The following is a 13,660-nucleotide window of genomic DNA, read 5'->3' on the forward strand; positions in this document are numbered from 1 at the left end:
GAAAAGAGCATGAAACTACTTGACAATGAAGCGCTAATAGCCTAGATTTACACCAGTTGGAGACCTGGATTTTCAACTAAAAAAGGGACAAATTCCTGCACCGCCGAGCTGTTCCCTTTCGGCCAGGAGTATCGCCTCCACGAGCCTTGCGCCCATCTCCCTCGACAGCGCGTCAAGGCAGCTTTTCCCCTGTTCGGCAAGGTCGGCCAGAACCACCCCGATACTGGTCGAAATGTCGATTTCTTCGCGGCGGACGATTGACAGTTTTGGGGTTCTTTTTGTACTTTTCATCATGGTGGTTATCCTCTTGCTTGGTGTTTTTTTGCTGAACCAAATTTACAAGTTGGAGACCACCTTTTTCTTTTTGGTTGCAGAAATTTCAACTAACTTTGGGGCATCTTCCATCGTGCAGCAACTTGCAGATATCAATACCTTTAAGGATTTCACATTGCAAGCGCACACAATCACATGGTCAAATGGCGTTGATTTTGCCCCGGAATACATCAAGAGCCTTCAGAATAAAGAGTCCAATCTAGCTTGATTTGCGGAAAATTTTCACAATGTATTGTTTTTTGTTAATGAATAATGTATATTTGGGGTAGATAGGGTGGCAGAGTATCCACCTGAGAAAAAAAGAAAACTCAAATTGATGACAGGGTGGTAGAGCGACCACCTGAGATAAAAAAGAAAGCTCATTAGATGAAGTCGTTTTTATATATCCATATAAAAACGGCTTCTTTTTTATTTGGATAAAAAAGGATAATTATGAAAAAAGAAGATGCACCAAAAGTTATGTTGCTGTCACCAATATTTTATGAAAGGTATGCTGATAATACAGAAATTCTTGCGAAGAAAAATCGTCCGTATTTAGTCTTGCTTGTGGAATATCGTTCCCTAAAATTTGCGATTCCGTTTAGATCGAATATCCAGCATACGCATGCGTACAAATTTGAATGTGAAAACGCAAAGCGCACTTCATCGGGTCTAGATTTTAGCAAAAGTGTCATCATATTCAATGAAGATGAAGTGGGGATGCCGGCGCATATCGATTCAAAGGAACATACGGAGCTGATGAAACGCTATGTGTTTATTGTGGAAAAATTTCAAAAGTATATAGATGATTTTATAGAAGGCTTGAACAAAGAGCCTTTGCCTCCTAAATACAATTTTTCGTCATTAACCTTTTATCGAAGTTATTTGATAAAAACGGCCAAATAGAGCAAAAAATGAAAAAATCCTCCGCAGGGGAGGATTTTTAATGCGGGGGAGGCTGCGCACGGTTTAAGATGCGCGAGAACTTATTCCCCGACTTGCAGTTTCAGGGTCTTTCCGGCGGGGTTGCGGACGACATAGACGCCGCTCCCGAAGCCGGCGGTCTTGAGTCCGGCCTTGAGGTCCGTGAGCGTTGCACCGGCGTTCAGGCGGATGTTCCCGAGCTCGGAGCCCATCAGGTCGAACACCCTGTAGCTGCCTGCGGCCCTTGCGAAAGCATTTACCATGCCCGCGGCTCCGGCGGCGATTTTCGGCACGATGCCCGTGGTCCCGTTGCGGATGTCCTCAGCGCTGCCTTCGCTTTCGCCAAAGGCAATCCAGTCGAGGTTCACGTAGTCGCTTGTCACCATCACCTTGAGCACGTGCTCGCCCGTGGTGAGTTCCTTGGTGGTCGTTCCCTTGAAGGTGCCGTAGGAGTCGAAATCCCCGGTGCCCGCGAGCGCGAGCGTGTCGGTAATCGGCTCGTCGTCCATGAACAGGCGCACGCCCGTGTTGTCCATGCCGCTTGCATAGCTGAGCTCGAAGGGGAGCTTCCCGACGGCCTGCACGTTCACAGTGTATTCGAGCCATTCGCCCTTCTGCGTGTAGCCCACGGCAAATCCGTCGCCGTTTTTCACGATGTCCACGCGGTCTTCGCGGTATTCGCCGCCCTGGTTCTTGGTATCCATGTCGTAGTAGGCCTTGCCCGCACCGCCCACGTCGTAGTTCTCGAAGTCGATGAAGTTGGCCGTGCCCTCGACCTTCGCGCCCACCACCGGCGCGTCGCATTTTGCCTCGGGGTCGCTGAGTTTCGCCTTGCAGAACGGGCCCTGCGGAATGGAGGTCTTGCTGTCCTCGAATTCCCAGTAGTCCGCCTCGAAATCGCCCGCGAACACGAAGAACACGTCGTGCTTGCCGACCGCACCGGTCAGCGGCACCGTCACCAGGCCGTCGGCGCTAAATTCCGCCTTGCCGACGATTTCGCCATCCACCTTATCTAGGCGGACGGTGATGCTCGACGCCTTCTTGACGCTCAGCACCGACGCCGAGAAACTTTCCGCGCCCGCGTCGCCGAATTCCACGCCGCTAATCTTGGTGTATTTTCCTTCGGAAAGATTGGTGATGACCGTATTGCCGGCGGTACCGCTCTTACGGACCCTCACATCTTCGCCCCAGGACATGGTTTCCGCTTCCACTCGCTTGTACGGGTCGAAATCTTCCAGCTGGGCCACGCCATTATCCGGCCAAAAGTCAATCTTTTGAATAGTGCCGTCGGCGTTGTACTTCATTTCGGAAAGGCCGACAGAACGGCGCTCCTTGTGTTGGAATTTCTGGCCCATCTTCTCGGACTTGTAACGCCAAAGTTCGTAATTTAGGCCGAAAACGTAGGATTTCCCCTTGAAATCGATGATACCCGGGTGGTTTCCGTTACTGCGCGAAGAATGCGGCATAATGTCGCCCTTGTAGGTCCAGGGGCCCGTAATCTTGTCGCTCATGGCATACCCGATACCTTCGGCACAGCAGGTCGATGCGAAAGTCATGTAGTAATTGTTGCCGTGCTTATAGACCCAGGGGCCTTCCTGGTAATCCTTGATCTTGGGGTAGGTGACGATAGAACCCTGAGTACTAATCATGTCCTTGTTCAACTTGATCATGTACAATTCGGGGTTGCCCCAGTACATGTAGGCCTGTCCGTCGTCGTCAATCCAGACGGTAGGGTCGATATCGTTCCAGTGCTCGCGCTGCCAGACCAGCGCCTTGTTCAAAGGTTCCTTGAAGGGGCCATAAGGATTGTCCGCCACCAAGACGGAAATGCCGTTGCCGTGAATGGGGACGTACATGAACCACTTGCCGTCGCGCTCGATGACCTGTTCCGCCCAAGCCCCGTTGGTTTTAGAGGACCACTTGATGTCGCCCAGGCTCGCTACGGCTCCGTGGCTGGTCCAGTTGACCATGTCCGTGGAAGTGTGCAACAGCCAGTCGTACATCATGAACCCGTCGGCATTGTCCTCGTCGTGGGTCGTGTACAGGTAAACCGTATCCCCATGGACATAGGGCGCCGGGTCCGCCGTATAGTTCGTCGTGATTACAATTTTCTGAGCGAAACCCGTACAAGCCAAAGCCAATACGGAAGAAATGAATAAGATATTTTTCATCTTAATCTCCAAACATGTTTTACACCAGAGATAAAGATATATCGCGAAAAGCCCCGCGGTATAACGCAGGGAATTCATTTGTTTTGTTAATTTCTCAAAGGGGGGGGATCCTTCGACTACGCTGCGCTTCGCTCAGGATGACACGGAGCCTGCCCTGAGCTTGCCGAATGGGTGTCATTTCCCGGAGGAGACGATGACCTTCGCGGTTTTGAGAATCTTGTTCTTGAGTTTGTAGCCCTTCTGGAACACGGTGACCACGTGGCCTTCGGGCACGGTTTCGCTGGGCTGCTGCATCAATGCTTCGTGGCAGTTCGGGTCGAATTCCGCGCCGGTCGGGTCGATTTGTTCGAGGCCCGCGTCGGTCAAAATCTTTGCGAACTGGTTGTAGATCATCTGCATGCCCTTCTCGAAGGCTTCCAGGTCCTGGGCCTTGTTTTCGCTCGCGAAGGCGCGTTCGAAGTTGTCCTGCACTTCGGAGAGTTTCTCCAGGAGTTTGCCGTTCGCCGTCTCGATGAGTTCGAGTTGTTCCTTGGCGGTACGGCGGCGGTAGTTGTCGAATTCAGCCATCAGGCGCAGGTTGCGGTCGTTGGCCTCGGCAAGGGCGGCCTTGAGGGCGGCAGTCTCGGTTGCTGAGTTCGTCGAAGCATCGGCAGCGGGTTCCGCAGGCTTTTCTGCGGCGGCTTCAGTGGACTGTTCGGCAGAAGCGTCTGCAGCAGGCTGTTCTTGAGCATCGCCAACACCCTGGTCAGATGCACCGGCCTTGTTCGCCTCAGCTTCGGCTTTCATAGCCTCCTCGGCGGCCTTGAGCACGTCGGCTTCGAATTGGGCGCGTTCCTCGGCGCTCGGTTCCTGTTCCGGATTCTGGTTTGTATCAGCCATGATTTTACGTTTTTCCTTAGAATTTGAGACATTTGAGGTTTAATTTCGCCCTCCATGAGCGAAAATCGTGCCAATATATTTATGTATCATTTTGAAACAGGCCGATGGAATGTTTTAATGGCGCGATTTTGTCAAATTGAAAAATTTTCTTACACGAATTATTTAAATAAAAAGAAAAATCTAAATGTAAATTCTTCGTCATAACACATTTCTTACACATTTTTAGATTATCGAGCGAGCCAGCAGGCGTTTCTTGTGGGTATTTTTGAAATAACGGGCAATACAGCCCAGTAAACCGTATGGGATTGGTTATGATAAAAAAAATGCTCCCCCTTGTAGCCGTTTCAGCAACCCTCTCGGTTGCCGCCGTCAGTGGCTATGTCAAGCTTCCTGACGGCACGCCTGTGGTTGGCGCCTCCATTTTGCAGGTCTCTACGCAAAAATCTTCTGTCACCGACGCCACGGGCTTCTTCGATTTTGCAGAAACTACGGCGCACGCTCCGGTCAAGGCTGCCCTCAAGGCATTGGTGCCCACAGCCGCCTTCGACATGAAAGGTCGTAGGGTAGGAGCGAACACTAGGAATTTGGCCATGGGCGTGTACGCCGTATGCTTTGGTGTCGGGGAGCCGGAGCCGTTCTCCGGACGCCGCCCCCTGGCCAAGGCCTTGAGCGTGCCCGACACCCTTAAGGTGAGTTACGAAAAACAGGCTGTCGGCAACGTGGCCTTCTGGGACGACGAGAACAAGGTGGACGACATCGTCATCAGCCGCAAGGTCGTTTCGGGCTCCACCGGCGGGGCCACTACGGTTTTGTTGTCTAGTTCCGAGGGCGATACCGAAGAACTTACCGCAACCGTTAGCGGCGCCAGTTATTCTGCCGCCAGCAAGTGGACCATGTACAAGGCCTTCCGCACCTGGGAAATCACCGCCAAGAGCGGCACCCAGTCCATGACCAAAAAAGGCGTTAAGGACGCGGTCCAGAGCCTGACCATTGACCTGTCAGGCTCCTCGAGCGATGAACCGCTCCATGAAAAAAACTTCGAGTACGTTGCCAGCCTGGACTTTGACGCCTCCAACTACTCCACGGTACAGGTGGACCTGGTGGCAAGCGAGATGGCCAAGGCCCTGGGCTCCAATGACTTTTCGAATGTCCGGTATTACGCGGTTAACGCCGACGGCACGCTGGATTCCGTGCCCACCGCCGAAGGTAACGGCCACTGGTTTGACGCCAGCGGGAACGTGACCTCTTACAACGGCGGGAATCCCATGGTCTTTTCTGAAATGGACCTGAGCGCCATGACCACCAACGTGGGGCAGTTCCCGGGCAAGCTCACGGTGGGCAAGACCTACACCCTCAGGCAGGCCTTGCGCAGCGGCAACAACATGGTCTACATCACCATCCGTCTTCAAATCACCGGCAACGTGGCCAGCTCCAGCTCGGTGGCACCCACATCCAGTTCCACGGTTCCCACATCCAGCTACACTCTCCAAACTATGTACGACACCCAGCCCGAGAACATCTGGAAGTTTGTGGACTGGGTCTGGCAAAACCGCCAATCCAGCGGCAAGCTAGACGATATCGTGCGCTCCAGGAACCTGATATTCCACCAGATTATCGATGGCAAGGGAGAGCTCAACTACTGTGTCCGCTGGGAAAGTGCCAACAGCCTGAACAAAAAAGACCGTCAAAAGGTGGAGCCCATGCTCAACCGCATGATCAACGCCTGGGTCAAGGAACTGGTAGGCTATGAGGGCTGGCCCTACGACACAGTGAAGGTCCATATTGTGGGCTGGGCCGCCGACAATGCGAGCAAGTTCCCCGACGCCGGTAGCGACGAGAAGGTCTATACAGGCTATACCATCGAGAACGCGCCCACGTGCCCCACGGACTGCTCCAGGCCGCTGCATTATTACGAAAAGAAGAACGACCAGTATGGCTCCTGCACCATGGGCACCCGGTTCGACATGTCCATTTGGGTCACGGACGGTTTTAACGGCGGTGCCGGCGGTGACTGGGGCCAGCGCGAGGGCTACAGCTCGTTCTATTCGACCCTCGACACCAAGTTCCCGCACATTGCTGGCCACGAGGTGGGCCACGGCTTTGGCCTGGACGACTTCTACGAAACATACCAGATTCCCAATAGCAACTACGACCCGTTGCCGTGCTCCAATTACGATGCATGTTCCAAATCGGGCTACGACGGCCAGTGGGGCATTGTGCCACCCATGGTGATGCGGGCCGGGGCGAGCACCGTTATTACGGCCACGGACGCCTGGATGCTTCGCCGCACCTGGACGGGAATCAAGAACCAGTTTGGATATTAAAACCATCTCTAATTCTCATACTACAATCCACAATACCCGGGGGCGAAACCTCCGGGTATTTCTTTTTTTATATTTGGGACATGGCGGTTAAACAGGCGAATTTTTTGGCTACGCTGTTCCTATGTATTACGGGAATGAGCCTTTTCGCCTGCTCCAATTCCCAATCCCTGAACACGGACGGGGAGGAATTCTTTGCCGCAGAATCCCCATTGAACGACATGATTCTGTTTCTTTCTAACGGGACGCGTTTTCCACTGGGTCCCAAAACGAGCGTCGCATTTACTTACGATTTTTTTATCGGGGAACACGAAGTCACCTGCGGTGAATACAATGCGCTTGCTGGGGAAACCTTTACAAAGGTGGACTGCAAAAACGACAGCCTCCCGGTAACAAACGTGAGCTTCTTTGACGCGGTATTGTTCTCGAACGCCTACAGCAAGGCCCACATGGCAGATACGGTCTATACTTATACCGCAGCCGTGTACGACGGCGAAAATCACTGTGTTTTACTGGAAGGCTTTGATTTTCACCCTGATGTGGCAGGGTACCGCCTGCCGACCGAGGCGGAATGGGTTTCGGTGGCCTCTCAAAGCTGGAATCCCGCCAACTCCTGGAACCTGGGGAATTCCAAGAACTCTGCGCACAAGGTCTGCAGCATTCCGCAAAAGTGGGAGGGGAGGCCCTGCGACATGGCGGGGAACGCCATGGAGTGGGTAAACGACTGGTATACCAACTTGCCCGATACGACCTTGGCCAACTTTGTCGGGGCCCCCGACGGGGGGACTCACGGCAAACGAATCGTGAAGGGGGGGAGTTTCTTGCACGAAGCCGCCGCCATGAACGCATACAGCCGTGGGGACGTCTACACGGTAACCTCGGCGTCCAGGACATGGTACATCGGGTTCCGCCTTGGCTACGGCTCCATTCCCGATCCCGTGTGGATGAATGCTAACGGCTCCGCGCAACAGAAAAAAATCAACGTACTTGCCTCCACTTCCATAGTGAGCCCCATCGTCGGTTCACACCGAGCCAAGCTTGCCTTTAGGAACGACGCGACCGGGAACATCGCCTATATCGATTACGGCGTCGGGAACCAGGGCATAATCGAAATTGCAGACACCATTGACGCCTACCACCCGGAGATTTCTCCTGACGGCAAAAAAGTCGCCTTTTGCACCGGTCTGGAAGGCGTAGCGGGGAAGTCGTCACTGTATGTGCGTGACCTGAACCCCCAGGGGACAAATTTGGTAAAACTCGACGTAGAGAGCGCCGCCATCCCGCGTTGGCGTGTGAGGGCCAAAGGTGACACAAGCATTATATACGTGACTTCTGCCGCCAACAACAAGATTGAATCCGACTTCTCCAAGAGTTCCACCTGGGAAGTCTTGTTCTCCAAGGGAAGGTTCCTCACGCCACAAAAATTGTTTGACGGCGCCTACCACGGCGGCTTGAGCAGGGACAAACAGCTCGCGGTAACGGGCGCGCGTCTTCTGAGGACCCGCATGGGGAATCGCGACACAGTCTGGTACAACGGGGAACAGGCGTGCAACGCATCTCTCTCCAAGGACCTGACCAAACGCACCCTTTTCCTGGATTTTGGCGGTTCCACAGGGAAAAAATTTACCGGGGTAGACTACGGCACGCACCAAATGCTCTTGGTGGCCGACAGCACGGGGGTGCTGGTACAGGGAATTCCCTCGCCCAAGGGCTACAGTTTTGACCACACCGAATGGATCAATTCCATCAAGAACAGGAATAGCGAAAAATTGGCAGTCGCATCGTTAACCGATGCCGACGGCGCGCACCGCAAATTGGCTATCGTGAACCTGCACGATAGTTCTATCACGAACCTAGCAGAAGGCGAGGAGCTGTGGCACCCGAACCTTTGGGTCAAGGTGAACGAAAGCGACTCTTCGAATAATGAATTGAACCTGGATAGCGCCGGAGCCTATTACAGCATTGACCAGTCGACTCATTATTTGGTATACAAAATGCGCATTTTTTGGCGTGATCACCAATCCGTAGAAATCGTGGGGTTGGGGAACTCCCGTATGCAAGCCGGTTTTTACGCCTCCAAACTCGATCACGCGCTCAATATGGCAACCGTCCCTTGCGATATCTTTATGAGCCATTACATTTTCAAGAATTACCTTTTGACTCAGGCTCCCAATTTAAAATACCTTTTGGTCAGTCTCGATTTCGACCTTTGGGACCAAAAAGAAGGAAACTCCTTCAAAGACAACTTTGGTTCGGCCCCAGGGTTCGCCTATGACGCGAATCACGACTTTTGGCAAAAAGGCCTTTATGACGGGTTCTACGAGGCGGTACAGAATTCTATTGTCGACGTGGACGCCAACATGGAACTCACGGAGCAGTTGAACGGATTTGGCTTTATATCTGTCGAGAATGCTAGCGGCTGGGGAAAACCCGAAGTTTTGAACGGCATGTGGGAACTCAAAAGCGACATGCCCCAAAAGAATTATGAGAGGTTCCTGGATATTCTCAAAATGGCGAAGGAACACAACATCTACGTAATCGGCGTTATTTTCCCGATGAACCCGCGTTACGCCTCTACAAAATATTATGGCCGTCATGGCATGAACCGGTATTCTGCCGAGAATTTCATTGAGCGCATAAAAAAACTCGACAACGATGAAAAATATTTTGTGTTGATGGACGAGAACAAAATGGGCAAGCATGATTACGACGATTCAATGGCTTCGGACAGCGACCATTTGAACGAGAAGGGCGCAGAGCAGTTGATCAATCGAATCAAAGCTGTTTTGGAGAAAATCAGCAAATAATTGAAAGTTTTGCGATATGCTGGTTTACATAATCCGCATTATCGGCAATTGCGGGTAGGCTAGGACGAGGGCTTTTTTTATATATTTACGCAATATGTCTCTTTTTAAAAAGTTTTCTTTGGCTAAGCCCGTCCTGGCAACCGTCCTTGCCCTTTTGATGGTTTTATGTGTCGGTTGCGCGACTGTCCGCAAACTCGATGCCGCCAGTATCCTAAAGAACACCAAGGTGGAATTCCGCGAACTCGTTCTTGATTCCGTCGAGATCAAGCCGAACCTGTTCGAGAATGCCAAGGAGGCCATCAAGTCGAGCCTGCTGCCGAACCCGCAGGTGGTATCGATGGTCCAGAATCTCGCACGCGGTATTATCGAGTCGGAACTCGGCAAGGCGAACCTGAGCGCGACTCTCGTCGCTACGAGCAAGGACGAGGACTCCCTGTGGGTTCGCAAGTTCGCCGGGACGCTCACGCTGGACTCGCTCATTGAACTGCCTTTTACGCTCAAGGATTCGTGCATCCTGGCTCCCGGCGAAACACCTTTCACGCTCACGACGCAGTTCCCGCTCGACAAACGGCTTTTTGAGCTCGAAAACGTCAAAAAATACCGCATCAAGGGCGTTCTAGAAGTCGCCCTCAAGGCCGACGGTGAAACCGTGCCGCTGGAATTCGACATCGTACACGACATTAAGCCCGAAGAAATTAAGGCTCTCAAGGAGCAGGCGAGAGAAAGCCTGCTAAACGGGATTGTGAGCGACTGGGTAGACGCGTTCGGGTTGTAGAACTCCCCCGCAAAAGTTTTAAAGAGGAAAAAATGGAACGTTATTTTGTACCAAATGATTTGAATCCAGACAACGAAAAACAGATCAGCGAACTATACCGCAAGCTCTTGCTGCGCGACATCCCGGTCGACACGGCCAAATTGCGCCAGTGGATTATGGACTGGAGCGAGCTCAACTCGGTTCTGAGCGACGTGAACTGCCGCCGCTACGTGGCCATGACCTGCAACACACAAGACGAAAAGGCTGCCAAGGCCTACAACGACTTTGTCGAGAACATCCAGCCCGTCATGAACGAATACGATGACAAGCTGAACAAAAAGCTCATGGCCCACCCCTCCAAGGACGGCCTCAAGGGGGAATTTGGCGAGTGGTTCAAAGGTGTGCAGGTTTCGCTGGACCTATTCTCTCCCGACAACATCCCGCTGGAGACCGAAGAAAACAAGGAAATTCAGGCGTACCAGAAGATTACGGGCGGCATGAGCGTCGAGTTCGAAGGCGAGACCAAGACCATGCAGCAAATGGCCTCTTACATGGAAAAGACGGACCGCGACCTGCGCGAACGCGCCTGGCGGGCCATGTGGGAACGTCGCCTGCAAGACAAGGACGCCCTAGACAACGCCTACGACAAGCTGTTCGAGATTCGCAATCAAATTGCGAAGAACGCCCACTGCAAGGACTTTATCGACTATATCTTCCTCGCCAAGCACCGATTTGACTACACGCCCGCCGACTGCGAGGCGTTCCACGAGAGCATCGAAAAACTGGTGCTCCCGCTGCAAAAAGAGATGTACAAACGCCGCGCCCAAAAGATGGGCCTCGCCCGTCTCCGTCCGTGGGACCTGGATGTGGACCCGCTCAGCCGGGCTCCGCTCAAACCGTACCAGAGCGGCGCGGAACTCATTGAAAAGTGCGACCAGATTTTCGAGAGCATCCACCCGCAGGCCGGCAAATGGGCGCGCCAAATGCAGGCGCAGAACCTCATTGACCCTGATTCCAGGCTCGGCAAAGCCCCGGGCGGCTACCAGATCGGTTTTGACGAGGCCCGCCTCCCCTTCATCTTCATGAACTCGGCCAACACGGACCGCGACATCTACACGTTGCTCCACGAATCGGGCCACTCGTTCCACCAGTTCGCCCTCGCCGACCAGCCGATTCTCGCCTACCGCGACGTCCCCGCCGAGTTCGCCGAGGTGGCGAGCATGAGCATGGAACTCATCGGCATGTCGAACCTCAAGCCCTTCTACGGGGACGACCTGGAGGCGATCGCCCGCAGTTTTGAGGGTGAACTTTCTGACGTGATTTGGCTGTTCCCGTGGGTGGCAAGCATCGACTGCTTCCAGCACCGCCTGTACAACTTCCCCACCCACACGGCGACCGACCGCAGCGACATTTGGGCAGAGATTATGGACCGCTATGACGCAGGCGTCGACTACAGCGGCCTCGAAGCTGTCCGCAACAACCTCTGGCAGAAGCAGCTCCACATCTTCGAATGCCCGTTCTACTACATCGAGTACGGAATCGCCCAGATCGGGGCCCTGCAGGTGTGGGCGAACTTCAAAAAAGACCCGAAAAAGGCCATCGACGACCTGTTCCGGGCCGAAAGTCTCGGTAGCAGCCGCCCCGTAAAGGAACTGTTCGAGGCCGCCAACATCAAGTTCGACTTCTCCCCCAAGACGCTTGAACCGCTGATGCAGGTCGTGTGGGACGAACTTGGCCGGAATTAGGAGTTCGGAATTCGGAATTATGAATTAATTTTTGCTTTTTTATGCAAAAAATGCCCAAAATCGGTTGACAAGAGCAAAAAATCAATCTATATTTGGCTCCACATCCTAAGGAGGGATGGCCGAGTGGTTGAAGGCGCACGCTTGGAAAGCGTGTTTATCTTACGGTAACGAGGGTTCGAATCCCTCTCCCTCTTCTAAAACTTTTTCGGAGGTACCCCGATGTCCGATCAGAGAGTTTATCTTGACGATATCTATGCCAGCAAGGAATGCCAAGGCTCCGTTTTCCGCGCCGTCGTGATGATGGCTCACGAAGCTCGTTTCCTCAACAACCAGGCCGGCCAGGGTTACATCCAGCTCAACAAGAAGCCCACCACCATCGCCATGTACAAGTTCAAAGAGGGCAAGCTCTCTATGATCGAAAAGGGCGATAACGACGTTACGGCCGATGCCGTGAATACTCCGGTCGACGAGGCCCCGGTCAACAGCGAACAGACCGCTGCCGACGCCGATGCCGCCTTCGGTGCATAATCCTTAAAAGCTTTTTAAAAATCCCGGCCGTTCGGTCGGGATTTTTTGTTTGGTCTATTTCTGGAATATGACCGTGTACGTTTCGCGGTTCCTGCCAAGCGTTTGTCCGCGGACGCTCCTCCCCTTCAGGTCGAACGTGCGTTTCGGGGCATCCAAGGCAGGCTCACGGTCCAGAGCACGTGTGATACGAGTGGTCGAAGTGTCGGTTTTGCTCGTATCGCCCGCAGAAGATGTATCGGGCTTCGTGCCTGCCTCCTCGAGTTTCCAGATGAAGGATTCGTCGCGGTCCACCTTGCGGTTCTGCTGTACCTGCGTGCCTACTGCCTGCAGGTAGAGCCCGCTCTTGTAGTTCTTGAGCAAGAAGGCATTCGGCGTATTGATTCCGGCATCGTCGAAGGTATAACGCTGGTGAGCCCCGCCGTTATAGCCGTAGGTCGAGGCGACAATGCCTGCCGCCGTAGATTCGTTCGGGATATCCACGACGCGGCTCCCAAGCTGAATGTAGTATGTAACGGGGTTGTCGCCCACCGAGAAAATCTTCACGAAGGTCGCCGTGTCGCTACAATCCATGAGTTCGAGCGCATTGCTAGATGTAATTCCCATGCATTTCTTTGTTTCGCCGAGGGACTTGATCCTCCCCTCCTTGAAGAACGCCACCTTGAACAGCTGCTGGTAAATAGTCTCCACGAGAATCACGTGGTTTATCAGGTCCTGCTCGGACTTTGCCTCGCTCGCCTGGTTCAGGCCATACGGCCAGATATGCTGACGGTCGCAATGGAGTTCCGCATTCGGGCCATCCATTTCACGTAGTTTCGCCTGGACCTTGTCGTCCCTGAACACCCCGTCCACGCACGTTGCCGCGTACTCCGACGTTGTCCCGATACCCATCGTGTGGCCCATCTCGTGCATGGCCGTGGGCACTACCATGTAGCTGCGGTTCTCGCCAAAGCGCAAATCTCCGTTGCTGCTGGCCTCGGCTGTGGGCACGCCCGGTGCGTAATAGACGTTGATAAACTTAGAGAGGTTCGAGTAGGTGTTGTAGAGCTTGACCGCCGAATCCATCACGGTCGTAATGCGCTTGTAGGCATCCTGCTCGTCGGCAGTAGGGTTCGCGGACTTGTGGAGCGTGTAGGTGACCTCGGCATGCGAAAAAACTGCCGCAAGGGCAATGGCAGACAGCGCTAAAACGCTTCTTTTAAAAAACATGGAAACTCCTTAA

At 53.3% G+C, this 13,660-nt stretch carries 11 protein-coding genes and 1 tRNA gene; 8 read left to right on the plus strand and 4 right to left on the minus strand.

Features of this window, described 5'->3' with window-relative positions:
- Positions 1-72: 72 nt before the first annotated feature.
- Positions 73-294, minus strand: coding sequence for a hypothetical protein (locus tag BUB55_RS11790; protein WP_073191702.1), 222 nt, complete (start codon positions 292-294; stop codon positions 73-75).
- Here BUB55_RS11790 and BUB55_RS11795 point away from each other — a divergent pair.
- Together BUB55_RS11795 and tenpIN are read left to right on the plus strand one after the other, a co-directional pair.
- Positions 293-541 carry a DUF2442 domain-containing protein gene (locus BUB55_RS11795; RefSeq protein WP_143153043.1) on the plus strand — a complete coding sequence of 83 codons (249 nt, stop codon included), beginning with the start codon at positions 293-295 and terminating at the stop codon, positions 539-541. The genes BUB55_RS11790 and BUB55_RS11795 overlap by 2 nt on opposite strands.
- 224 nt (positions 542-765) lie before the next feature.
- Positions 766-1,218: a type III toxin-antitoxin system TenpIN family toxin gene (tenpIN, locus tag BUB55_RS11800; RefSeq protein ID WP_072797832.1), complete on the plus strand. Its 453-nt coding sequence runs from the start codon at positions 766-768 to the stop codon at positions 1,216-1,218.
- An 80-nt stretch (positions 1,219-1,298) separates the two neighbouring features.
- Here tenpIN and BUB55_RS11805 read toward each other — a convergent pair whose 3' ends face one another.
- Positions 1,299-3,407, minus strand: a complete 2,109-nt coding sequence (locus tag BUB55_RS11805) for a family 43 glycosylhydrolase (protein ID WP_073191704.1) — start codon at positions 3,405-3,407, stop codon at positions 1,299-1,301.
- 174 nt (positions 3,408-3,581) lie between these two features.
- Complete coding sequence (gene grpE, locus BUB55_RS11810) at positions 3,582-4,286, minus strand: nucleotide exchange factor GrpE (protein ID WP_083597007.1); 705 nt, start codon at positions 4,284-4,286, stop codon at positions 3,582-3,584.
- A gap of 311 nt (positions 4,287-4,597) precedes the next feature.
- Here grpE and BUB55_RS11815 point away from each other — a divergent pair, with 311 nt between their 5' ends.
- From BUB55_RS11815 to BUB55_RS11840, 6 genes are all read left to right on the plus strand, one after another.
- Positions 4,598-6,610, plus strand: coding sequence for a DUF4859 domain-containing protein (locus tag BUB55_RS11815; RefSeq protein ID WP_159431985.1), 2,013 nt, complete (start codon positions 4,598-4,600; stop codon positions 6,608-6,610).
- Positions 6,611-6,690: 80 nt separating this feature from the next.
- Positions 6,691-9,414, plus strand: coding sequence for a TIGR02171 family lipoprotein (locus BUB55_RS11820; protein ID WP_073191708.1), 2,724 nt, complete (start codon positions 6,691-6,693; stop codon positions 9,412-9,414).
- A 118-nt stretch (positions 9,415-9,532) separates the two neighbouring features.
- Positions 9,533-10,189: a hypothetical protein gene (locus tag BUB55_RS11825; RefSeq protein WP_143153044.1), complete on the plus strand. Its 657-nt coding sequence runs from the start codon at positions 9,533-9,535 to the stop codon at positions 10,187-10,189.
- Positions 10,190-10,221: 32 nt separating this feature from the next.
- On the plus strand, positions 10,222-11,913 hold the full coding sequence (locus BUB55_RS11830) for a M3 family oligoendopeptidase (RefSeq protein WP_073191714.1): 1,692 nt from the start codon (positions 10,222-10,224) through the stop codon (positions 11,911-11,913).
- A 109-nt stretch (positions 11,914-12,022) separates the two neighbouring features.
- Positions 12,023-12,107 (plus strand) — tRNA-Ser (locus tag BUB55_RS11835).
- A 25-nt stretch (positions 12,108-12,132) separates the two neighbouring features.
- Positions 12,133-12,441: a hypothetical protein gene (locus BUB55_RS11840; RefSeq protein ID WP_073191716.1), complete on the plus strand. Its 309-nt coding sequence runs from the start codon at positions 12,133-12,135 to the stop codon at positions 12,439-12,441.
- A gap of 54 nt (positions 12,442-12,495) precedes the next feature.
- Here the strand turns inward: BUB55_RS11840 and BUB55_RS11845 are convergent, their stop codons facing one another.
- Complete coding sequence (locus BUB55_RS11845; protein WP_200778537.1) at positions 12,496-13,647, minus strand: RICIN domain-containing protein; 1,152 nt, start codon at positions 13,645-13,647, stop codon at positions 12,496-12,498.
- Between the last annotated feature and the right edge of the window lie 13 nt (positions 13,648-13,660).

Origin of the sequence: Fibrobacter sp. UWP2 (assembly GCF_900141705.1) — a bacterium.
Classification (GTDB): Bacteria; Fibrobacterota; Fibrobacteria; order Fibrobacterales; family Fibrobacteraceae; genus Fibrobacter.

Excerpts from the sequence above, each read along its gene's own strand:
- BUB55_RS11815 (WP_159431985.1), top strand. The coding sequence starts at position 4,598 with ATGATAAAAAAAATGCTCCCCCTTGTAGCCGTTTCAGCAACCCTCTCG.
- BUB55_RS11805 (WP_073191704.1), bottom strand. The coding sequence starts at position 3,407 with ATGAAAAATATCTTATTCATTTCTTCCGTATTGGCTTTGGCTTGTACG.
- BUB55_RS11840 (WP_073191716.1), top strand. The coding sequence starts at position 12,133 with ATGTCCGATCAGAGAGTTTATCTTGACGATATCTATGCCAGCAAGGAA.
- BUB55_RS11795 (WP_143153043.1), top strand. The coding sequence starts at position 293 with ATGGTGGTTATCCTCTTGCTTGGTGTTTTTTTGCTGAACCAAATTTAC.
- tenpIN (WP_072797832.1), top strand. The coding sequence starts at position 766 with ATGAAAAAAGAAGATGCACCAAAAGTTATGTTGCTGTCACCAATATTT.
- BUB55_RS11820 (WP_073191708.1), top strand. The coding sequence starts at position 6,691 with ATGGCGGTTAAACAGGCGAATTTTTTGGCTACGCTGTTCCTATGTATT.
- BUB55_RS11845 (WP_200778537.1), bottom strand. The coding sequence starts at position 13,647 with ATGTTTTTTAAAAGAAGCGTTTTAGCGCTGTCTGCCATTGCCCTTGCG.
- BUB55_RS11830 (WP_073191714.1), top strand. The coding sequence starts at position 10,222 with ATGGAACGTTATTTTGTACCAAATGATTTGAATCCAGACAACGAAAAA.
- grpE (WP_083597007.1), bottom strand. The coding sequence starts at position 4,286 with ATGGCTGATACAAACCAGAATCCGGAACAGGAACCGAGCGCCGAGGAA.
- BUB55_RS11790 (WP_073191702.1), bottom strand. The coding sequence starts at position 294 with ATGATGAAAAGTACAAAAAGAACCCCAAAACTGTCAATCGTCCGCCGC.